This is a genomic window from Blastococcus sp. SYSU DS0619, from assembly GCF_054051035.1.
This window is the reverse complement of sequence record NZ_JBJHAM010000004.1, coordinates 279,783-300,611: the sequence shown is the minus strand read 5'-3', so window position 1 is coordinate 300,611 and position 20,829 is coordinate 279,783. Positions and strand designations below refer to the sequence as shown.

Annotated in this window: 22 protein-coding genes; 11 read left to right on the top strand and 11 right to left on the bottom strand. The window is 74.1% G+C overall.

Features of this window, described 5'->3' with window-relative positions; translation table 11 throughout:
* The first annotated feature begins 118 nt into the window (after nt 1-118).
* The gene (locus tag ACI79T_RS08480; RefSeq protein WP_456609607.1) at nt 119-571 is read left to right on the top strand and encodes a nuclear transport factor 2 family protein; all 453 of its coding nucleotides are present in this window, start codon (nt 119-121) and stop codon (nt 569-571) included.
* Nucleotides 572-580: 9 nt separating this feature from the next.
* On the opposite strand, the gene ACI79T_RS08475 is transcribed toward ACI79T_RS08480, so the two are convergent.
* On the bottom strand, nt 581-808 hold the full coding sequence (locus tag ACI79T_RS08475; protein ID WP_456609606.1) for a toxin-antitoxin system YwqK family antitoxin: 228 nt from the start codon (nt 806-808) through the stop codon (nt 581-583).
* A 114-nt stretch (nt 809-922) separates the two neighbouring features.
* On the opposite strand from ACI79T_RS08475, the gene ACI79T_RS08470 reads away from it, so the two are divergent.
* The 5 genes from ACI79T_RS08470 (at nt 923) to ACI79T_RS08450 (ending at nt 6,401) form a co-directional block, all read left to right on the top strand.
* Nucleotides 923-1,264 carry a PspC domain-containing protein gene (locus tag ACI79T_RS08470; RefSeq protein ID WP_456609605.1) on the top strand — a complete coding sequence of 114 codons (342 nt, stop codon included), beginning with the start codon at nt 923-925 and terminating at the stop codon, nt 1,262-1,264.
* A gap of 109 nt (nt 1,265-1,373) precedes the next feature.
* A complete protein-coding gene (locus ACI79T_RS08465) occupies nt 1,374-1,991 on the top strand; it encodes a hypothetical protein (protein ID WP_456609604.1) in 618 nt (205 codons plus the stop codon).
* A gap of 71 nt (nt 1,992-2,062) precedes the next feature.
* Entirely contained in the window at nt 2,063-3,052 is a 990-nt protein-coding gene (locus tag ACI79T_RS08460) for an LLM class flavin-dependent oxidoreductase (RefSeq protein ID WP_456609603.1), read from the top strand.
* Between the two features lie 46 nt (nt 3,053-3,098).
* The gene (locus ACI79T_RS08455) at nt 3,099-4,004 is read left to right on the top strand and encodes a DUF1028 domain-containing protein (RefSeq protein ID WP_456609602.1); all 906 of its coding nucleotides are present in this window, start codon (nt 3,099-3,101) and stop codon (nt 4,002-4,004) included.
* Between the two features lie 168 nt (nt 4,005-4,172).
* Nucleotides 4,173-6,401 carry a putative bifunctional diguanylate cyclase/phosphodiesterase gene (locus tag ACI79T_RS08450; RefSeq protein WP_456609601.1) on the top strand — a complete coding sequence of 743 codons (2,229 nt, stop codon included), beginning with the start codon at nt 4,173-4,175 and terminating at the stop codon, nt 6,399-6,401.
* On the opposite strand, the gene ACI79T_RS08445 is transcribed toward ACI79T_RS08450, so the two are convergent.
* The 4 genes from ACI79T_RS08445 to ACI79T_RS08430 form a co-directional block, all read right to left on the bottom strand.
* Nucleotides 6,385-7,269: a hypothetical protein gene (locus ACI79T_RS08445; protein WP_456609600.1), complete on the bottom strand. Its 885-nt coding sequence runs from the start codon at nt 7,267-7,269 to the stop codon at nt 6,385-6,387. The genes ACI79T_RS08450 and ACI79T_RS08445 overlap by 17 nt on opposite strands.
* Nucleotides 7,270-7,484: 215 nt before the next feature.
* Nucleotides 7,485-8,306 (bottom strand): succinate dehydrogenase/fumarate reductase iron-sulfur subunit, encoded by an 822-nt coding sequence (locus ACI79T_RS08440; protein ID WP_456609599.1) that lies wholly within the window; start codon nt 8,304-8,306, stop codon nt 7,485-7,487.
* Nucleotides 8,303-10,249, bottom strand: a complete 1,947-nt coding sequence (locus tag ACI79T_RS08435; protein ID WP_456609598.1) for a fumarate reductase/succinate dehydrogenase flavoprotein subunit — start codon at nt 10,247-10,249, stop codon at nt 8,303-8,305. The genes ACI79T_RS08440 and ACI79T_RS08435 overlap by 4 nt, the downstream gene beginning before the upstream one ends.
* A gap of 13 nt (nt 10,250-10,262) precedes the next feature.
* On the bottom strand, nt 10,263-10,961 hold the full coding sequence (locus tag ACI79T_RS08430; RefSeq protein WP_456609597.1) for a succinate dehydrogenase cytochrome b subunit: 699 nt from the start codon (nt 10,959-10,961) through the stop codon (nt 10,263-10,265).
* A 171-nt stretch (nt 10,962-11,132) separates the two neighbouring features.
* Between ACI79T_RS08430 and ACI79T_RS08425 the strand changes: the two genes are divergently transcribed.
* Nucleotides 11,133-11,741, top strand: a complete 609-nt coding sequence (locus ACI79T_RS08425) for a sulfite oxidase-like oxidoreductase (protein WP_456609596.1) — start codon at nt 11,133-11,135, stop codon at nt 11,739-11,741.
* A complete protein-coding gene (locus ACI79T_RS08420; RefSeq protein ID WP_456609595.1) occupies nt 11,734-12,471 on the top strand; it encodes an FAD-binding oxidoreductase in 738 nt (245 codons plus the stop codon). The genes ACI79T_RS08425 and ACI79T_RS08420 overlap by 8 nt, the downstream gene beginning before the upstream one ends.
* 31 nt (nt 12,472-12,502) lie before the next feature.
* Here the strand turns inward: ACI79T_RS08420 and ACI79T_RS08415 are convergent, their stop codons facing one another.
* From ACI79T_RS08415 to ACI79T_RS08395, 5 genes are all read right to left on the bottom strand, one after another.
* A complete protein-coding gene (locus ACI79T_RS08415; protein WP_456609594.1) occupies nt 12,503-13,960 on the bottom strand; it encodes a M1 family metallopeptidase in 1,458 nt (485 codons plus the stop codon).
* 168 nt (nt 13,961-14,128) lie between these two features.
* Nucleotides 14,129-14,746 carry a response regulator gene (locus tag ACI79T_RS08410; RefSeq protein WP_456609593.1) on the bottom strand — a complete coding sequence of 206 codons (618 nt, stop codon included), beginning with the start codon at nt 14,744-14,746 and terminating at the stop codon, nt 14,129-14,131.
* On the bottom strand, nt 14,743-15,942 hold the full coding sequence (locus tag ACI79T_RS08405) for a sensor histidine kinase (RefSeq protein ID WP_456609592.1): 1,200 nt from the start codon (nt 15,940-15,942) through the stop codon (nt 14,743-14,745). The genes ACI79T_RS08410 and ACI79T_RS08405 overlap by 4 nt, the downstream gene beginning before the upstream one ends.
* 38 nt (nt 15,943-15,980) lie before the next feature.
* Nucleotides 15,981-16,808, bottom strand: coding sequence for an ABC transporter permease (locus ACI79T_RS08400; protein ID WP_456609591.1), 828 nt, complete (start codon nt 16,806-16,808; stop codon nt 15,981-15,983).
* Nucleotides 16,808-17,791 (bottom strand): ABC transporter ATP-binding protein, encoded by a 984-nt coding sequence (locus tag ACI79T_RS08395; protein WP_456609590.1) that lies wholly within the window; start codon nt 17,789-17,791, stop codon nt 16,808-16,810. The genes ACI79T_RS08400 and ACI79T_RS08395 overlap by 1 nt, the downstream gene beginning before the upstream one ends.
* Before the next feature lie 251 nt (nt 17,792-18,042).
* Between ACI79T_RS08395 and ACI79T_RS08390 the strand changes: the two genes are divergently transcribed.
* A complete protein-coding gene (locus ACI79T_RS08390; RefSeq protein ID WP_456609589.1) occupies nt 18,043-18,873 on the top strand; it encodes a formate/nitrite transporter family protein in 831 nt (276 codons plus the stop codon).
* Nucleotides 18,874-18,896: 23 nt separating this feature from the next.
* Here ACI79T_RS08390 and ACI79T_RS08385 read toward each other — a convergent pair whose 3' ends face one another.
* Complete coding sequence (locus ACI79T_RS08385; protein WP_456609588.1) at nt 18,897-19,442, bottom strand: DUF1990 family protein; 546 nt, start codon at nt 19,440-19,442, stop codon at nt 18,897-18,899.
* A gap of 114 nt (nt 19,443-19,556) precedes the next feature.
* On the opposite strand from ACI79T_RS08385, the gene ACI79T_RS08380 reads away from it, so the two are divergent.
* Together ACI79T_RS08380 and ACI79T_RS08375 are read left to right on the top strand one after the other, a co-directional pair.
* Nucleotides 19,557-20,411 (top strand): HipA family kinase, encoded by an 855-nt coding sequence (locus ACI79T_RS08380; RefSeq protein WP_456609587.1) that lies wholly within the window; start codon nt 19,557-19,559, stop codon nt 20,409-20,411.
* Nucleotides 20,408-20,812 carry a DUF3037 domain-containing protein gene (locus ACI79T_RS08375; protein WP_456609586.1) on the top strand — a complete coding sequence of 135 codons (405 nt, stop codon included), beginning with the start codon at nt 20,408-20,410 and terminating at the stop codon, nt 20,810-20,812. The genes ACI79T_RS08380 and ACI79T_RS08375 overlap by 4 nt, the downstream gene beginning before the upstream one ends.
* The last annotated feature ends 17 nt before the right edge of the window (nt 20,813-20,829 follow it).

Below are 20,829 nucleotides of genomic sequence, written 5' to 3'. Positions count from 1 at the left end.
TCGAGGAGTGGACCGGGCGGCGCTCCGGAACTCATCGGCCACCGTGCCCGGAACGCGGTTCCCGGGCAGGGTAGGAGGGGGCGGCCGGGGGTCGGCCGCCGCGTCCGAGGAGGTCCGCGTGTCCCGTCCACCGTTCCCGCCGTTCACCGTCGAGACCGCCCGGCAGAAGGTGCAGGCGGCCGAGGACGGCTGGAACACCCGGGACCCGGAGCGCGTCGCGCAGGCCTACACCGAGGACACCGTGTGGCGGAACCGGGACCAGTTCCTGCGCGGCCGGGACGAGGTGGTCGCCTTCCTGACCCGCAAGTGGGAGCGGGAGGTGGACTACGCCCTGCGCAAGGAGCTGTGGGCGTTCACCGACGACCGGATCGCCGTCCGGTTCCAGTACGAGTGGCACGACGCCGAGGGCCGCACCTGGCGCTCCTACGGCAACGAGAACTGGGAGTTCGCGGCGGACGGCCTCATGCGCCGGCGCGAGGCCAGCATCAACGACGTGCCCATCGCCCCCGAGGAGCGCTGGATCCTCGGCCCGCGGGAGGACGGCGACACGACGCCGCTGCCGCTGCACTGACCGCCGTCGTCAGGGCTTCGTCGTGACCTTGTAGGGCGCGCCGCTGCGGTCGTAGGTCGTCCACTCGCCGGTCTGCCTGCCCCGGTCGAAGGATCCCGACCGCAGCGTGGTGCCGTCGACGCGGAACCACTCCCAGTAGCCGTCCGGCTGCCCGTCGACGACGCGGCCACGTGCCCGGACGGAGCCGTCCCGGTGGCGCTCGACGTGGTGCCCCTCGGTGAACTCGGTCTGCGGCATGCGTCGATCCCACCAGAGGAACGGCTCGCCCGGGGAGACCCCGAGCGCGGAACCAGGGCCGGATCCGGGGATCACCGGATGTCCGGCAGGCAGCGCGGGCGGCACGCTCGAGCCATGACGAACTCGGTTCCCCTCACTCCCCCCGCGGACGCTCCCGGCGGCGAGCGGCAGCTCCCGCCCGGCCGGCCGGAACTGCGGCGCAGCACCACCGACAAGATGGCCGGCGGGGTCTGCGGCGGTCTGGCCGACTACAGCGGCATCGACACCGTGCTCTGGCGCGTGGGCTTCGTCGGCCTCACCGTCGCCGGAGGCGCCGGCATCCTGGTCTACCTGCTCCTGTGGGTGCTCATGCCGGCGGGCCCGGCCCGCAGCGACGAGACCCCGAGCCCCCTCGAGCGGCTCGTCCAGCGTCTGCACGACGCCCTCACCGGGCGGGGGACGACGGCCCCGCGCTGAACCCGGCGCCCCGGCGCGCCCGCGACACGGGGATCGGCGCCGCCCCGCCACCGGCGCCGATCCGCCAGGATGGGCGTCCGCCCCCCTCGACCTGCGACGGAGCATCACCGTGACCGTTCCCCCCGCCCACCAGCCGGCGCCCATGGTGGTGCCGAAGTTCTTCATCCGGCAGCGGGTCACCGTCATGGTCAACCGCTACGAGATCCGGGCGGCCGCCCCCGACGGCAGCGAGGGGCACCTCCTGGCCTTCGCCCAGCAGAAGCGGATGAAGCTGCGGGAGGAGGTCGTCTTCTTCGCCGACGAGTCGATGAGCCGGCGGGTGTTCTCCTTCAAGGCCCGCCAGCGGCTCGACGTCGGTGCCGAGCACGACATCATCGACGAGCACGGCCAGCCGATCGGCTACTTCCGCAAGCAGTTCGGCGCCAGCCTGCTGCGCTCGACCTGGAACCTGTCCGCGCCCGGTGTCGAGGCGGTCGGCCAGGAGCGCAACCAGTTCATCGCGGTGCTCCGCCGGGTGTGGAACTTCATCCCGTTCCTGAACAACATCCCGGTGCCGTTCCTCTTCCACTTCGACTTCACCGACAGCCGCAGCGGTGCGGTGGTGATGAGCAGCGAGAAGCGGGTCGCGCTGCGCGACCACTACACCGTCACCGTCCCCGACCCGCGCCTGGACTTCCGGGTGGCGGCGGCGATGGCCGTGGCCCTGGACGCGCTGCAGAGCCGCTGACGCGGGCGGCGGGAAGCACCCGGGCCCGGACGGCGTTGCGCCGAGCAACCGACGTGAAAGGCCTGCACCGCATGAGCATCAAGCTGTCCGTCCTCGACCTGGCACCCATCCCGCGCGGGGAGACCCCGGGCAGTGCCATCGCCGCCAGCGTCGCCCTCGCCCAGCGCGCGGAGGAGCACGGGTACGAGCGGGTCTGGTACGCCGAGCACCACAACATGCCGCGGATCGCGTCGTCGGCCACCAGCGTGCTGATCGCCCACGTCGGCGCGCACACCAGCAGCATCCGCCTCGGCGCGGGCGGGGTCATGCTGCCCAACCACGCGCCGCTCACCATCGCCGAGCAGTTCGGCACCCTCGACGCGATGTACCCCGGCCGCATCGACCTCGGCCTCGGCCGGGCGCCCGGCAGCGACCAGAACACGATGTACGCCCTGCGCCGCGACCCGCGCTCGTCCGACTCGTTCCCGCAGGACGTCCTGGAGCTGCAGGCGTACCTGGCCGGCGAGACCCGGGTGCCCGGGGTCGACGCCATCCCCGGCAAGGGCTCCCGCGTGCCCCTCTACGTCCTGGGCTCCTCGATGTTCGGCGCCACGCTGGCCGCCGCCCTCGGCCTGCCCTACGCGTTCGCCTCGCACTTCGCGCCGGCGATGCTCGAGTCCGCCGTCGCCGCCTACCGGCGCGAGTTCACGCCCTCCGAGCAGCTCGCGGAGCCCTACGTGATCGCCGGCGTCAACGTCGTGGCGGCCGACAGCACCGCTGCCGCCCAGGAGCAGCTGCAGGCGGTGCGGCGCAACCTCGCCATCGGCCTGTTCGGCCGCGGGCAGGCCCTCACCGACGAGCAGGCCGACCAGCTGCTGGCCCAGGGGGCCGGGCAGCACGTGGACACCATGCTCACGCACACCGCCCTCGGCACGCCCGCCGAGGTGCGCGAGCACCTGGCCGGCTTCGCGAAGCTCGCGGACGCCGACGAGCTGATCGTCGCCCACCAGTCGGGAGCCCTCGACGGCCGGCTCCGGTCGGTCGAGCTCCTGGCGCAGGCGATGGAGTCGGTCACGGCGTGAGCGACCGGTGTTTCGGTCCCCGGGCAACCGCGGGTAGGCCGCAGGCGTGACGTACTCGATCGTGGCCCGTGACCCCGAGACGGGGGAGATGGGCGTCGCCACCCAGTCCCAGGCATTCGCGGTGGGCAACAGCGTCCCCTTCGCCCTGCCCGGGCACGGGGTGATCGCCACGCAGTCCATGGCCGAGCCGATGTACGGCGCGGTCGGGCTCGACCTGCTCCGCGGCGGGTTCACCGCCCAGGAGGTGCTGACCGCGCTCAGCAGCGTCGACCCCCAGCCGGAGCGGCGGCAGGTCGCCGTCCTCGGCGTGAACGGCGACCTGGCCTGCTACACCGGCACGACCTGCGTCGACGCCGCCGGGCACCTGATGGGCGACACCTGCGTGGCCCTGGCGAACATGGCCAGCTCCCCTGCGGTGTGGGAGTCGATGGTGGAGCGCTTCGAGGGTTCCGCCGGGCCGCTGGCCCAGCGGCTGCTCACCGCGCTGGTGGCGGGGGAGGAGGCCGGCGGCGACTTCCGGGGGCGCCGGTCCGCGGCGATCATGGTCATCCGCGCGACCACCACCGGTCGTCCCTGGCACGACATGGTGGTCGACCTGCGCGTCGACGACTCCGCGGACCCGATCTCGGCCCTCGCCGACCTCACCGTCACCCGCGCCCGCTACCAGGACGTCGTCCGCGCGTTCCAGCAGGCCATCGACGGCGATCCGGTGACCGCCGACCGCGAGCTGGAGCTGCTCCGGCCCATGGACCCGGTGAGCGAGCCCGACCAGCTCATGTGGCGGGCGGTCGTGGCCGCGCTCGCCGGCCGGGAGGACGCCGCCCGCGAGATGCTGGTCGATCTCGCCGCGTCCGCACCGCAGTTCCTGGAGGCCGCGAGCAGGTTCGGCAAGGCCGGGCTGATGCCCGCCGACATCGTGGAGCGGATCATGCCGCCGGTGCCCGCCACCTGACCCACCGCCACCTGGCTCGGCCGGGCCAGGGCGCGCGCTCACCCCGAGGGGGGACCGCGGGCGTGAGCTGCATTTCAGTCGGTTCCGTACCGCGCCGATCGGGTGGACATGCAGCGCCGCCGACCGGGGAGCACGCGACACCGCGACGCGGACCGCACCCTGCGCGCCGTGCGGGTGACCGGGGCGGTCTCCACCGGCGTCTGGGTGGCCAGCGTCGCGCTGGCCGCACTCGGCGTCCCCTACGTCGGGGAGTCACTGGCCGCCGGCGGGAAGCTGGTGTTCCTCGCCGCGCTCACGGCGATGTTCGTCCTGCGGGCGGGCGTCGCCTCTACCGGACGCCGGGCGTGGTGGTGCTTCGCCGCCGCGATCGCCGCCTACCTGGCCGGCGGTCTGGTCTACGAGCTCCACTACCGCACGCTGGACACCGTCCCGCGGCCGTCGTGGGCCGACGTCCTCCAGCTGGCGTTCTACCCGCTGACCTTCCTCGCGCTGCTGCTCATCATCCGGTCGCGGGTCCGCCGGCTGACCGCGAACCTCTGGCTGGACTGCCTCGTCACCGGTCTCACCGCGGGGGCCGTGGCCGCCGCCCTCGCCCTCGGCGACCTGCTGGGCAGCGCCGGAGGCGCCGGCGGGGAGGTGTTCGTCAGCATCGCCTACCCGGTCGGCGACCTGCTGCTGCTCAGCCTGCTCGCCGCCGGGCTGGTCGTCCTCGGCCGTCGCGGCGGGGGTGGCTGGTGGTGGGTGGCCGGTGGCCTGTCGCTGTTCGTCGCGGCCGACACCGTGTACGCCTACGAGGTCGTGCAGGGCACCTACCAGGCCGGCAGCGTGCTCGACCTGGTGTGGGGCGTGGCCTTCGTCTGCTTCGGCGTGTCCGCCTGCCACGCGCCGGTCGGTGGGATCGCCGACCCGTCGGCGGTCCGCGCGCCCCTCGTCGTGCCGGCCGTCTGCACGCTGGCCGCCGTCGGTCTGCTCGCCCACGGGTACTTCCGCGGGGGCGACCCGGTCGCCGGTGCCCTGGCCCTCGGCGCCGTCCTCGCCGCGCTGGCCCGCACCGCACTGACCTTCCGTGCCGTCCGTGCGCTGGCCGACAGCCGCCGTCAGGCGCGCACCGACGAGTTGACCGGGCTGCCCAACCGCCGGTCGGTGTTCGAGGCGCTCGACGCGGTCGACGTCCGGCTGCTCGGCGGCGAGGAGCTCGCCGTCCTGGTGCTGGACCTGGACCGCTTCAAGGAGATCAACGACTCCCTCGGCCACGGCGTGGGCGATGCCCTGCTGTGCGAGGTCGCCACCCGGCTGCAGGCCGAGGTGCGCACCGGGGACCTGCTGGCCCGGCTGGGCGGCGACGAATTCGTCGTCCTGGCCCAGGACCTCGACGCCGACGGCGCGCTGGTCCTGGCCGAACGGCTGCGCACGCACCTGCAACGGCCGTTCCGGCTGGGCGGCATGGAGCTGACCGTCGACGCCGCCGTCGGCGTGGCGGTGGGACCCGAGCACGCGGAGAGCGCCGTCGAGCTGCTGCAGCTGGCCGACCTGGCCATGTACTCGGCGAAGGCCGGTCGGCTGGGCGCCGCCGGGTACGACGAGGCCCGCGACGGCCACGGCCGGCACCGGCTGGAGGACGTCGCCGCGCTCCGGCGGGCGCTGGAGCACGGAGAACTGGTCCTGCACTACCAGCCGAAGCTCGCCCTGACGACCGGCACGGTGGAGGGGGTCGAGGCGCTCGTCCGCTGGCAGCACCCGACGCGGGGGCTGCTCTACCCGGACGCCTTCATCGACCTCGCGGAGTCCGCCGGGCTCATGGCCCCGCTGACCACCCTGGTCGTCGACATGGCGCTGGCCCAGTGCCGGCGCTGGGCGGACCAGGGCCGCTCCCTGACGATGGCGGTCAACGTCAGCCCGTCGAACCTCGTCGACCAGACCTTCCCCGACGACGTCGCCCGGCTGCTCGCCGCGCACGGGCTGCCGGCGACGAGCCTGGTCCTCGAGGTCACCGAGAGCTTGCTGATGGCCGACCGCGAGCGTGCCGTCCGCGTGCTCGGCCGGTTGCGCGAGGACGGCGTCGGCGTGGCCATCGACGACTACGGCACCGGGCACTCCAGCCTGGCCTACCTCGCCGCCCTGCCCGTCACCGAGCTGAAGCTGGACCGCACCTTCATCGCCGCGATGACCGGCAGCGCCCGCGCCGCCTCCATCGTCACCTCCACCCTGCAGCTGGCGCACGCCCTCGGGCTGGTGCTGGTCGCCGAGGGAGCGGAGGACGCCGCGACGGTCGAGGCGCTGGCCGAGCTGGGCTGCGACGTCGTCCAGGGCTTCCACCTGAGCCGCCCGCTGCCGCCGGAGGAGCTCGAGGTCTGGCTGCACGAGCGGGCGCGGACGGCGCTCACCAGCCGGGCGTGAGCCCCTCGTCCAGCCAGGTGGCGTACTCCTCGTCGGTCATCGGCCGGGCCGCGGCCAGCGCCTGCTCGAGCACCGGGACGGGGACCTCGGGCCCGGCTGTGGCACCCACCCGCACGTCGGCGTCGTGGCGGGCCAGCTCCTGCCACCCGTCGGTGGTGCGCAGCCACACGCCGTCCCGGACCGCGGTGCAGGACGTCATCGGCTGGTCGCCGCCCGGGGTCCAGAGGCTGGTCGCCGCGCACGGGTCCGAGGCGGCGGGGTCGACCGGGTCGTCGCGGAACAGCCAGACCCCCGGGTCCCCTGCGGCGGAGGCGTAGGGGGTCCAGATCAGCGGGCTCCCGGTCACCTGCGGCAGCTCTGCCCGGTAGCCGTCCACCTCGGTGACCCACGGCAGCGCCGACGTGCCCACCTCGGTGGTGACCCGTTGCGACCGGTCCTCCTGCACCGCCTGCTGCGCGCGCGGAACCGCGACGGCGGCGATCACGCCGACGAGGGCCACCGCGGTGACGACGCGCACCACGCCGGGCCACTGCAGGCCGGCGATCGCGGCGAAGGGCAGTCCGGCGACCGCGTAGCGCAGCAGGACGGGGATCGTGTCACCGGCGTCCTCCTGCATCAACGCGTACGCGAGCACCGCGACCGCGGCCGAGGCAACGACCCCGAGCGTGATCCCGCGTGCCAGGGAGCCCGGCCGGCCGCACCCGCCTGGCCCCGCCGTGCGGTCGAGCGCGACGGTCAGCGCGCAGACGGCGGTGACGACGACGGCGAGCGCGACGAGGGCGGTGGTCCAGCCGCCGAGCATCGAGCCGATGACCAACGGCGCGGCCAGCATCGCGGACAGGGTGCCCGCCACCCAGGCGAACAGCACGTGGAGCAGGGCCCGGGCCGGTGTCGCCGGTGTCGCCGGTGTCGCCGGTGTCGCCGGAGGGGCCGGAGGGGCCGGCGGTGCCGGGGCGGCTGCGGGGGACGTGGGCGGCACGGGCGCAGTGTGGCAGCCCGGACGATCCCCGGGAACGCGACGGGCGGGCACCCGGAGTGGGTGCCCGCCCGTCGTGGTGGCCCCGTCGTCGACGGGGCCCGTGCTCAGCTCTTCGGCCGGGCGCCGGCGCGCAGGGCGCCGAGCAGGTCGTGGTTCAGCCGGGAGATCGTCTCCATCGAGATGCCCTTGGGGCAGGAGGCGGAGCACTCGCCGATGTTGGTGCAGCCGCCGAAGCCCTCGCGGTCCTGCTGCGCCACCATGTTGACCACGCGGTCGTTGCGCTCGGGCTGACCCTGGGGGAGCAGCCCCAGGTGGGTCACCTTCGCGGCGGTGAACAGCATCGAGGAGGCGTTCGGGCAGGCCGCCACGCAAGCGCCGCAGCCGATGCAGGTCGCGGCGTCGAACGCGGCGTCCGAGTCGGCCTTGGGCACCGGCGTCGCGTGCGCCTCCGGCGCGGTCCCGGTCGCCACGCTGATGTAGCCACCGGACTGGATGATCCGGTCGAACGCCCGCCGGTCGACGGCGAGGTCCTTGATGATCGGGAACGCGGTGGCCCGCCACGGCTCGATGTCGATCGAGTCGCCGTCCTTGAACGACCGCATGTGCAGCTGGCAGGTGGTCGTCTGCTGCGGGCCGTGCGCCTGGCCGTTGATCATGACGCCGCACATGCCGCAGATGCCCTCGCGGCAGTCGTGGTCGAAGGCGACCGGGTCGTCACCCTGCATGATCAGCTGCTCGTTGAGCACGTCGAGCATCTCGAGGAACGACATGTCGGGGGAGATGTCGGTGATCTTGTAGGTCACCATCTTGCCCTTGGCCGTCGGCCCCTGCTGGCGCCAGATGCGCAGCGTCAGGTTCATCCCGCGCTTCTCGGCGCCCGGGTTGCCGACGCTGGAGCGCATCGCGCCTTCGTGTGTGGCTGTCACTTGTAGCTCCGCTGGGCGAGGTGGACGTACTCGTACTCGAGGTCTTCCTTGTGGAGGACCGGGGGCTGGCCCTCCGGCGTCCACTCCCAGGCGGCGACGTAGGCGAAGTTCTCGTCGTCGCGCAGCGCCTCGCCCTCGGGGGTCTGGCTCTCCGCGCGGAAGTGGCCGCCGCAGCTCTCGCGGCGGTGCAGGGCGTCGATGCACATCAGCTCGGCGAGCTCGATGAAGTCGGCGACCCGGCCGGCGTGCTCCAGCGTCTGGTTGAACGAGTGCCAGTCGCCGGTCACCTTCAGGTTGGTCCAGAACTCGTGGCGGATCTCCTGGATGCGGTCGATGGCCTTGCGCAGGCCCTCGTCCGTGCGCTCCATGCCGCACAGGTCCCACATCAGCTGGCCGACCTCGCGGTGGAAGGACGCCGGGGTGCGGTTGCCGTTGATGCTGAGCAGCTTCTGCACCTGCTCCTGCACGCCGGTGAGCGCCTCGACGGCGGCCGGGTGGCTGTCGTCGACCTTCTCGAACGGGCCGTCGGCGAGGTAGCTGCTGATCGTCGACGGGAGCACGAAGTAGCCGTCGGCCAGGCCCTGCATCAGCGCCGAGGCGCCGAGCCGGTTGGCGCCGTGGTCGGAGAAGTTGGCCTCGCCGATCACGAACATGCCGGGGATCGTCGACTGCAGGTCGTAGTCGACCCACAGACCACCCATCGTGTAGTGCACGGCGGGGTAGATCCGCATCGGGACCGCGTAGGGGTCCTCGCCCGTGATCTGGGCGTACATGTCGAACAGGTTCCCGTACTTGGCCTCGACCGCCGGGCGACCCAGCCGCTCGATCGCCTCGGCGAAGTCCAGGTAGACGCCCAGGCCACCGGGGCCGACGCCGCGGCCCTCGTCGCAGACGTTCTTGGCCTGGCGCGAGGCGATGTCGCGGGGCACCAGGTTGCCGAACGAGGGGTAGAGCCGCTCGAGGTAGTAGTCGCGGTCGGACTCGGGGATCTCCCGCGGGTCGCGGTCGTCGCCGCGCTCCTTGGGCACCCACACGCGGCCGTCGTTGCGCAGCGACTCCGACATCAGGGTCAGCTTCGACTGGTAGTCGCCCTTGACCGGGATGCAGGTCGGGTGGATCTGCGTGTAGCAGGGGTTGGCGAAGTACGCGCCCCGCTTGTGCGCCCGCCAGATCGCCGTGGTGTTGGAGCCCTTGGCGTTCGTGGACAGGTAGAAGACGTTGCCGTAGCCGCCGCTGGCGATGACGACGGCGTCGGCGAAGTGCGTGCTGATCTCGCCGGTGACCAGGTCGCGGGCGACGATGCCGCGGGCCCGGCCGTCCACGATGATCAGGTCGAGCATCTCGGTGCGGGCGTTCTGCTCGACGCTGCCGGCCGCGATCTGCCGCTCCAGCGCCTGGTAGGCGCCGTAGAGCAGCTGCTGACCCGTCTGGCCGCGGGCGTAGAACGTCCGGGACACCTGGGTGCCACCGAACGAGCGGTTGTCCAGGAGGCCGCCGTACTCGCGGGCGAAGGGCACGCCCTGGGCGACGCACTGGTCGATGATGTTGACGCTGACCTCGGCGAGGCGGTGCACGTTGTTCTCGCGGGAGCGGAAGTCGCCGCCCTTGACCGTGTCGTAGAACAGCCGGTGCACGCTGTCGCCGTCGTTGCGGTAGTTCTTGGCGGCGTTGATCCCGCCCTGCGCGGCCACGCTGTGCGCGCGGCGCGGGCTGTCCTGGTACCAGAACGACTTCACCTGGTAGCCGGCCTCGCCGAGCGTGGCGGCGGCCGAGCCACCGGCCAGGCCGGTGCCGACCACGATGATCGTCATCTTGCGGCGGTTGGCCGGGTTCACCAGGCGGCCGCGGAACTTGCGCTCGCTCCAGCGCTCGCCGATCGGGACGTCGGTCGGGGCCTTGGTGTCGGCGATCGGCTCGCCGACGGTGAAAAGCTCGAGAGGCATCTGGGGGAGCTCCTTAGTCGATGAGCCCGAAGAGGACGGACAGAGGCACGAGCAGGAAGCCGACGGTGATGAGCGTCGCGAACGCCACGGCGAAGAGGCTGACGGTCTTCTCGCGGCGGCGGTTGCTCTGGCCCAGCGTCTGCGTGGCGCTCCAGATGCCGTGCCGCAGGTGCATGCCCAGCAGGATCACCGAGATGGCGTAGAAGAGCGTGACGAACGGGTTCTGGAAGCTGGCGACGAGCCGGTCGTACGGCGTGCTGTCGAAGCCCTCCGCGTTCACCGCCCCGAGGGTGAGGTCGAGGATGTGGTAGATGATGAAGGCGCCGATGATCACGCCGCCCCAGCGCATCGTCCGCGAGGCGTAGCTCTGGGCCGTGGCCTTCTTGGTGACGTAGCCCTGGGGGCGGGCCCGCTTGGCCTGGCGCCACAGCGAGACGGCGGCCCAGAAGTGCGCCACCACCGCGACCAGCAGCACGATCCGGATGACCCAGAGCGTCGTCTGCCCCGGCAGTGCCGGGTTGCCGACGGTCCGGATCCAGCCCGAGTACGAGTTGAAGGCCTCGGGACCGGAGAAGGCCTTCAAGTTCCCGATCACGTGCGCGATCAGGTACAGCACCATGATGATGCCGCTGATGGCCATCACGGCCTTCTTGAAGACCGAGTTGGTCTTAGCAACCTTGGGGGTCCTGCGCTGCGCGTGCTCCACCGTCACCACAAGTCCCCACGCTAGGACTACACCGTGCTTGCCACCAACCAAACACGAGGTGACACAGCTCATGTAAGGGGACCCTCACCGCAGGTCGGAGGGGGTCCACCGGGCATCCGTGCACGTCGGGGGCGGGGACGCTGGTCCAGCGGCGCCCGATAGGGAATCGTGTTCGGCGTGCCCACCCCCACGCGTGGATTCCTCGGCCGCCGTCGCGAGCGCGACCCGCGGCTGCCCCCTGGTCAGTACGACGTCGGTGGCGACTGGCCGGTCCTGACCGCCGAGCCGACCCCTCGCATCGCTCCGGAGACCTGGAGCATCACCGTCGACGGGAGAGTGGCGTCCCCGACGACGTGGTCCTGGGACGAGGCCCACCGGCTTCCGGCCGCGGAGTACCGCGGCGACATCCACTGCGTCACCACGTGGTCGAAGTTCGACACCCGGTTCTCCGGGGTCAGCGTCGACACGCTGCTGGAGGCCGCCCGGCCGACGGCCGAGGCGCAGTTCGTGATGGCGACGTCGAAGACGGGCTACACGACGAATCTGCCGCTGGCCGACGTCACCGGGGGGAAGGCGTGGCTGGTCTGGGATTTCGACGGCCGTCCGCTGACCCCGGAGCACGGCGGGCCCGTCCGGCTGCTGGTCCCGCACCTGTACTTCTGGAAGAGCGCCAAGTGGATCAGCAGGCTCACCCTGCTGGCCCGCGACCAGCCCGGCTTCTGGGAGCAGAACGGCTACCACGACCGCGGGGACCCGTGGCGGCAGCAGCGGTACCAGGGTGACTGAGACCCCGGACCCGGTCGTGCTCGGCGCCGGGGTCCCCGGTGCCCCTGCCGGTGGCTGGCGCACCGCCACCGTCGCGGGCGTCCGCCGCCCGGTGCCGCGCTCGGTGCAGCTGCGGCTGGACGTGGCCGACCGGGTCGACCACCTCCCCGGCCAGCACTACGTCGTCCGGCTGACCGCCCCCGACGGGTACACCGCGCAGCGGTCCTACTCGGTCGCGTCGGCGCCGGGCGACCCGCTGGTGGAGCTGTTCGTCGAACGGCTGGACGACGGCGAGGTCTCCACCCACCTCGCCGATGTCGTCGAGCCCGGCGACGAGCTCGAGGTGCGCGGCCCCATCGGGGGCTGGTTCGTCTGGGACGGGTCGACGCCGGCGCTGCTGCTCGCCGGCGGCAGCGGCGTCGTCCCCTTCGTGTCGATGCTGCGCACGGCGCGCGCGCTCGGGCGGGCCGACCTGCTCCGCACCGCGGTCTCCGTCCGCGCGCTGGAACTGCTGCCCTACGCCGACGAGCTCCGCGAGGCCGGGGCGCTGATCGCCACCACGCGGGAGCCGAGCGGCATCCGCCCGGCCGGCCGGCTCACCGCGGCGGACCTCGTCCCGCTGTGGGAGCCCGGTCAGACCGCCTTCGTCTGCGGCTCGGCCGCGTTCGCCGGCGCGGCCACCCGGCTGCTCGAGACCCTGGGCATCCCGGCGGCCGACATCCGGGTGGAGCAGTTCGGGCCCAGCGGCTGAGGAGCCCGGCGGGGCTCCTCAGCCGCCCGGCTCAGCCGGTCGCGGTCGGGTTCCCGGGGGTGAACAGCCACCGCTGGAACAGCTCGTCGAGCTGCTGCCCGGACACCTTCTCCGCCAACGCGACGAACTCGTCGGTGGTGACGGTGCCGCCGGCCTGCGACGCGACCCACTCCCGGACGATCGCGAAGAAGGCCTCGTCGCCCACCTCGGTCCGCAGCGCCTGGAGGGTCATGGCGCCGCGGTAGTAGACCGCGATGTCGAAGAGGTTCTCCGTCGCCGCTCCCGGGTCCCCGATGGTGAGCTCCCAGAACTCCGGCGGGGCGCCGGCGGCGATGGCGTCGAACTCCTGCTGCGGGGTGGACAACCCCTCGCGCTCGAGCCAGAGCCACTCGGCGTAGGTGGCGAACCCCTCGTTGAGCCAGATGTGCTGCCACGTGTCGACGCGCAGCAGGTCGCCGGTCCACTGGTGCGCCAGCTCGTGCACCACCACGAGGTCGCCGCTCACCGAGTCGGTGAAGAACGCCGAGGAGTAGATCGGCCGGGTCTGCGTCTCCAGCGCGAACCCGAACTCCGGCAGGTCGTCGACGATGCCGCCCGAGGCGCGGAACGGGTACGGGCCGAAGACGCCGGAGAGGAAGTCGGTGATCTCCGGCTGCCGGGCCAGCGACCCCTCGGCCACCTCACCGACGGAGGCGCCCCCGGACTCCGGGTCGAGCTCCATGGTGAACAGGTCGGGGTCCAGCGCGTCCCAGTACCGGATGCCGTCGGCCCGGTACTCGCGCAGGTCGAACTCGCCGATCGCCAGCGTCACCAGGTAGGTGGCCATCGGCTCCTGCGCGCGCCAGTCCCAGGTGGTCCACCCGTGCGCGGCGCGGCTGCCCCGGAGGACGCCGTTGGAGACGGCCTCCAGGCCCTCCGGGACCGTGGCGCGGACGGTGACCGAGGCGGCGTCCCGGGGGTGGTCGTTGGCCGGGAACCAGGTGGCGGCGACGTCGGGCTGCCCGGCCACGATCGCGCCGTCGTCGGTGTGCATGAAGCCGGAGGTGCCCAGCGCATCGGTGATGGTCTGCGGCACGCCGTCGTAGGTGACGGTGGTGGCGAACCGCTGCCCCGCCCGGGGGGCCTTGGCGGGGGTGACGGTGAGCTCGCCGCCCTCGCGGGTCCAGGCGGCGTCGCTGGAGCCCACCCGCACCGACCGGACCTCCATGCCCTCGAGGTCGAGGTTGAAGCTCGAGAGGTCCTGCAGGGCCCGTGCCGTGATCGTGGCGACCCCGTGCAGGACGTCGGTCGCGGGGTCGTAGCGGATGTCCAGGTCGTAGTGCAGGACGTCGTACCCGCCGTTCCCGTCGAGCGGGAAGTAGGGGTCCCCGATGCCGGGGGCGCCGGGTGCGCCCGTGCGGGATGGGTCGTCGCCGGCGGAGGCGGCCCCCGGGCCGAGGCCGAGGGCCACCACCGTCGTCACGGTCAGGATCGAGAGTTTCCGGGACATGGCTGCTCCTGTGCGCCGCCGGGGATCTCCTCTGCACGGAGACGGCGACGGTAACGGCTCCGTGCGGGGACGGAACCGTGGTCCGGCCCGGCGGTCGCTCCCGGCAGCGTGGGGCCACCGGGTGGACACGCACGGTCGCTCGCTGCGACGGGCGGCCCCGGCGGGGGCTCAGATCCAGCCGTGCCGGCGGGCCTCGGCGACGGCGGCGTGCCGGTTGGGCGCCCCGAGCTTGGCGGCCGCGGCGGAGAGGTGGTTCCGGACCGTGCCGGGGGAGAGGTGGGCCTTCGCGGCGATCTCCTCCACCGGCGCACCGCCGGCGGCCAGCTCCAGGATGTCGGCCTCGCGCGGGGTGAGCGGGCTGTCCCCGGCGCTGATCGCCTCGGCGGCCAGCTCGGGGTCGACGTAGCGCCCGCCCGCGTGCACGGTCCGGACGACGGTGGTCAGCACGGCGGAGTTCACCGTCTTGGGCAGGAACCCGCGGACGCCGGCCTCCAGCGCCCGCTTGAGGTGGCCGGGGCGGCCGTGCCCGGTCACGATGACCAGCCCGCAGCCGGGGACGACGCCGGCCAGGTCCGCGGCCAGCGAGATGCCGTCGCGGTCGGGCAGCTGCAGGTCCAGGACGGCGACGTCGGGGGCGTGCGCCCGGGCCATGGCCAGCGCCTCCCCGGCCGAGGCCGCCTCGGCGACCACCGCCAGGTCCTCCTCCAGGCCCAGCAGGGCCGCCAGCGCGGAGCGGATCAGGTTCTCGTCGTCGGCGAGCAGCACGCGGATCACCGGGGTGGTCACGTCGCGAGCCGTGGCAGCGTCGCGTCCAGCACGAAGCGGCCGCCCTCGGCCCGCGTGCACAGCCGCCCGTCCAGGCCGGCCAGCCGCTCGGCCAGGCCGGTCAGGCCGTTGCCCCGGCCGGGGTCCGCCTCCCCGGCGCCGTCGTTGACCACGGACAACCGCACCTCCCCGGGCGTCACGGACAGGGTGATCGTGCACTCCGCGGCGCGGCTGTGCCGCAGCACGTTGGTCACCGACTCGCGCACCACCCAGCCCAGGGCGGTGTGCACCTGGGCGGGCAGCCCCGCACCCGCGTCCTCCCCGGTGACGGTGCAGGCCACCCCGGCCGCCCGGAGCACCGACCGTGCACCCGCCAGCTCGGAGGCCAGGTCCGCCGAGCGGTAACCGCGCACCACCTCCCGGACCTCCCGCAGCGACCCCTCGGCGATGCGCGCGATGTCGGTGAGCTCGTCGGCGGCGCCCGGCTGCCCCCGGCGCACCAGCTCGCCGGCCAGCTGGCTCTTCACCGCGATGGTGGACAGGTCGCGGCCCATGACGTCGTGCAGGTCGCGGGCGAAGCGCAGTCGCTCCTCGGCGAGCGCCAGCTGCAGCTGCACCCCGCGGCTGCGCGCCGTCTCCTGCACCACGTCGAGCACCCAGACGGAGAACCGGAAGGCGAGCACCACCCCGACCACCGCCAGGGTCAGCGCGGCCGCCTGCGCCACCGCCGCGGGGGCAGGCGTCCCGTCGAGGTAGGACGCGAAGCCGCTGAGCAGCCCCACGGTGACCGTGTGCGGCAGCAGCTGCCGGGTCGTCCAGACCGTGGCGCACGCGGTCAGCACGGTGCCGAGCGGCAGCGCCACCGACCACGGCACGGCGGGCGAGGCGTCGCCGGTGGCGAACGCCCACACGCCCGCGGCCGCCATCACCCCCGCGGCGGCGAAGGCGGCGAGGACCGTGCCCGCCGAGAGCGTCCCGCCCCGGCGGTGGGCGGCCAGACCGCGGCGGGTCACCACCACCCCGCCGACCGCCGTGGCGACGGAGCCGGCGAAGAAGACGGCGACGGTGACGTCCGCGACCGGCTGCGCGGAGGAGCCGAGCACCGCGACGGCGAAGAGCGGGATCGCGCCGAGGAACGCGTAGAACGACCACCGCGTGTAGAGCTCGATGCGCTCGGGGTCGGTTCGGCTGCCCCACCAGCGCGTCACGGTCGGCACGGCGCCCATGCTGCCCGACCGGCGCGCCGGCGCTGTGCTCACCGCCGCGGCGCCCAGCGGAACCCGCGCCTGGCGAGCGAACCGCCGATGCCCAGCCAGGCGGCGAGCACCGCGAGCGGGAGGGGGGCGGCGGTCCACGCGCCGGCCCAGTCCACCGCCGCACCGCTCCAGGTCAGCCCGGCCAGGCCCAGCTGGCTCAGCTCGACGACCGGGGTGAGCGGCAGGAACCGGGCGGCGGTGGCGAGCGGGTCGGGCAGCACGGACAGCGGGAAGAACAGCCCGGACAGCGTGGTGGAGACGAGCAGCAGCGGCAGCGCGGTGATCTGCGCGCTCTCGGACGTGCGGGTGAACGCGGTGCTCGCCGCCGCCAGCAGCAGCATGAGCGCGCCACCGCCGATCAGGGCCACCAGCGGCAGGACGACGTCGACCGGCGCCGTCCACTCGCCCAGGGCGGCGGTCCCGGCCCCGACGAGGGCCACCTGGCCCACCGTGATGAGCAGGGTCGGCGCGGCGGTCCCGAGGAGGACCTCCGCACCGGTGAGCTCGCCGGTGCGCATCCGCTGCAGGACCAGGTCCTCCCGGCGGGCGACGAACGTGGCGAGCAGGTTGGTGTAGGTCAGGAAGACCAGCATCACGCCGATCGCGCTGACCACCAGCCGGGGGCCGACCGGGACCTCGCCGCCACCGAAGCCGAGGACGGGGACGGCGGCGACCAGCAGCAGCGGCAGCAGCGCCGAGTTCACCACCGCGGTGCGGTTGCGCAGGAAGAGCCGGGTCTCGGCGCCGGCGAGCGCGAGGGTGCGCCGGACGCGGCTCGGGCCGGCGGGGGACGTGGTGGGCGGGGCGGCGGTCGCGGGGAGGGACATCAGGCGCTCCTGGTCTCGAGGTCGGATCGGTCGGTGGCGGGGGAGGCGCCGTCGGCGACGGCCAGGAAGGCCTGCTCCAGGGAGGCGGACCGGGCCTGGAGGCCGGTCAGCTGGAGGTCCTCGGCGGCGGCCCACGACAGCAGCGCGGTCAGCGCCGCCTGCAGGTCGCGGGTGTGCAGCTCGACGCGGGGAGCCGGCGCGACCACCCGCACGCCGGGCAGCGGCGGCAGCGGGGGAGCGGCCGGCGGCAGCGAGAAGCGGATGCCGGCCGGCTGGGTCGCGGTGATCTCGTCCGGGGTGCCCTCCAGCTCGATCCGCCCGGCGCGCAGGATGGCGATCCGGTCGGCCAGCTCCTCGGCCTCCTCGAGGTGGTGGGTGGTGAGGACGACGGCCGTCCCGCCCCGCACCATCTCCTGCACCAGCGACCACACCGTCCGCCGGCTCTCCGGGTCCAGCCCGGTCGTCGGCTCGTCGAGCACGAGGACCCGCGGGCGGCCGAGGAGTGCGAGGGCGAGGTCGAGGCGGCGGCGCTCGCCGCCGGAGAGGCTGCGCACGCGGACGTCGGTGCGGCCGGCCATGTCGACCTGGGCGAGCGCCTCGTCGACCGGGCGGGGGCGGGTGAGGGTCCGCGCCCAGGTGGAGACCGTCTCCCCGACGGTCAGGTCGCCCGGCAGCCCGCTGGTCTGCAGCAGCACCCCCAGGTGCGGCCGCACGGCGGCGTGCTCCCGGCGGGGATCGGCGCCCAGGATCCGGACGGTGCCGCCGTCCGGGGGAGACAGGCCCTCCAGCACCTCCAGCGCCGAGGTCTTGCCCGCGCCGTTCACCCCGAGCAGCGCGAACACCTCGCCGGGGTGCACCTCGAAGGAGATCCCGCGGACCGCCTCGAAGTCCCCGTAGCGGCGCCGCAGGTCGGTGACCTCCACCGCGGGCGCGTTCCCGTGGGTCCGGCCCGGCGGGCGCCGGGAGTCGTCGACGGTGGTCATGCGGGCCTCCTCCGTGCGTCCCGCCGGCCGCCGTCGGGCCGGTGCTCCGGAACGCACCTCCGACGCTGCCGCCCGGGTGGGCGCAGCACAGGTGCCGTCGTTCACGTCCTGCGGCGCCGTCCGCACGGCCGACCCGTGACGCGTGTCATGGTCGCGCCGGCCCGGGTGTGGCCGGCGTGCCCCCGGGTAGGGCGCCCGGACGGACGTGCCGCCCGTTCCCGGTCCCGGTGTCCGACGATCGGAGGAGCACCGTGGAGGACCAGGAGCAGGACCGGAAGCGCGCGGAGCTGGGCGAGACCGACGTCCCCGCCGAGGACGAGGTCGCCGAGGCGTTCGAGAAGATCGTCAGCGAGGGTGCGCAGCGCCTGCACCGCCGGTGGCGGGAGGTGCTGGCCACGGGTCTGGCCGGCGGGCTGGAGATCGCCGTCGGCGTGCTCGCCCTGCTGGCGGTCCTGGAGGCCACGGGCAGCGAGCTGCTCGCCGGCCTGGCGTTCAGCGTCGGCCTGATCGCGCTGATGCTCGGGCGCAGCGAGTTGTTCACCGAGGGCTTCCTGGTCCCGGTCACCGCGGTGTTCGCCGGGCGGGCGAGCACCGCCCAGCTGGCGAAGCTGTGGGCCGGGACGCTGGTCGCCAACCTCGTCGGCGGCTGGCTGGTCATGTGGGTGGTCGTCCTGGCGTTCCCCCAGCTGGCGGACACCGCAGTCGAGTCGGCGACGCACTTCGTCGAGGCGCCGCTGGACGCCCAGGCGGTCTCCCTGGCCTTCCTGGCCGGCAGCGTGATCACGCTGATGACCCGCATGCAGCACGGCGCGCACTCCGAGACCGGGAAGATCGTCGCCTCGGTGATCGGCGGCTTCCTGCTCGCCGGGCTCGTGCTGTTCCACTCGATCCTGGACTCGCTGCTGATCTTCGGCGCGCTGCACGCCGGCGCCCCGTTCGGCTACTTCGACTGGCTGGGCTGGTTCTGGTACACCCTGCTGCTCAACATGGCCGGGGGCCTGTTCGTGGTCACCCTGATCCGCCTGGTGCGGAGCAAGGAGCTGATCGAGCGGGAGCGCGCGGCGGTCGCCTCCGGCCACTGAGCAGCCGAGGTGCGGCGGGACCGTCAGCCCCGGGCGGCCCGGCGGATCGTCGAGACGTACCGGGCGGTGCCCAGCCGCTGGAGCGCCAGGCTGAGCGGCCCGGCCAGCCGGGCGGCCGGCGAGGCCAGCCGGAAGAACACCCGGATCCGGTAGACGACGTCGCCGCCCGGCGTCAGCTGCACGGTGAACCGTTCCTCGCCGCTCTCCGGGTGGCCGGGCAGGGTGCCGTAGGCGAACCCGCGCTCGTCGCCCTCGGTACGGGCCCACACGACCCGGCAGGGGAGGTCGTAGCCGAACCGGGGCAGCCCGGCGGTGAGGACGACGACGGTGCCCGGCACGCCGGCCGGGCCGTCGGCGCGCACCCGGAAGCCGGCGCCGCGCTGCGCGCGCCAGCCGAAGACCGCGGTGGCGGCCCGCTCGAAGACAGCCGCGCCGGTGCCGACGACCGCGGAGAGCTCGGCGGAGCGGTAGCCGGCCGGCAGCTCGGGGTGGCCGGTCGCCCCCACCTCGGCGTAGTTCAGCGGCGCCCCGGTGAAGTCGGCCGGGTCGGTCGTGCGCAGGAGGCCCACCCCAGCAGTCTGCGGGGCGGACGCCGTTCCCGCCGGGGCGCCCAGCCCACGCGGGATGCCCGCCGGCGGAGTCGCGTGAGCGCCGGTGCCGTCCCGGCGTAGGTTGACGGCACTGTGCTCCCCGCCGTCACCGCCACCCGCTACGTCACCCCGCTGCGCGAGGGTGGCTCGCTGCCCGGTCTCATGGAGGCCGACGACCTCGGCACCTACGTCGTCAAGTGGCGCGCGGCCGGGCAGGGCGTGAAGGTGCTCGTCGCCGAGGTCGTCTGCGCCGAGCTGGCCCGGGCGCTCGGGCTGCCGGTGCCGGCGCTGGTCACCGTCGACGTCGCGGCCGAGCTGGCGGTGGGTGAGCCGGACCACGAGGTGCAGGAGCTGCTGCAGCGCTCCGCCGGACGCAACCTGGGGCTGGACTACCTCCCGGGCGCGCTCGACTTCGAGGCCGGCGCCGACGGAGTGGACCCGGAGCTCGCCGGCCGGGTGCTGTGGTTCGACGCGCTGATCGGCAACGTCGACCGGTCCTGGCGCAACCCCAACATGCTCTTCTGGCACGGTCGGCTGCAGCTGATCGACCACGGCGCCGCCCTGACCTTCCACCACCACTGGCCCGGTGCCGAGGCGGCCGTGACCCGGCCGTACGACGCCTCGGCGCACGCGCTGATCGAGTGCGCCCCCGACGTGCCGGCGGCCGACGCGGCGTTGGCCGGCCGCGTCACCCGCCCGCTGCTCGAGAGCGTGCTGGCCCAGGTGCCCGACGAGTGGCTGGCCGACGACGGCGAGCAGCCGGTGCACGCCGTCCGCGCCCGCTACGCGGGGCAGCTGCTGGCCCGCCTGGCCGCCCGGGACGCGTGGCTGCCCGGGCTGGTGGCGGCCGCGGCCGCCGGGGGAGTGGGGCGCCGGCGGGCCCGGGTCGGAGCCAACCGGCCGGGATGGCTGGGGCCGCCGCCGCCGGAGGGGATGAGCCAGCGATGAGCGCGCCGACGGCGAGAGAGACCTTCGAGTACGCGGTGCTGCGGGTGGTGCCGCGCATCGAGCGCGGGGAGTCGCTCAACGCCGGCGTGCTCGTCTACTGCCGGCAGCGCGACTACCTGGGCGCCCGGCTGCACCTCGACGTCGACCGGCTGCGGGCGCTGGACCCGACCGCCGACCCGGTAGCGATCGACCGGGCGCTGCAGGCGGCCGCCGACGTCTGCTCCGCCGACCCGGGGGCCGGTGCCGCCGGGCGGGAGGCGCTCGGCTCCCGGTTCCGCTGGCTCACCGCGCCGCGCAGCACCGTGATCCAGCCGGGTCCGGTGCACACCGGGCTCACGACGGACCCCGACGCCGAGGCCGACCGCCTCCTGTCGCTGCTGGTGCTCCCCGTCGTCGGCTGACCGCAATAGGTGGCCAG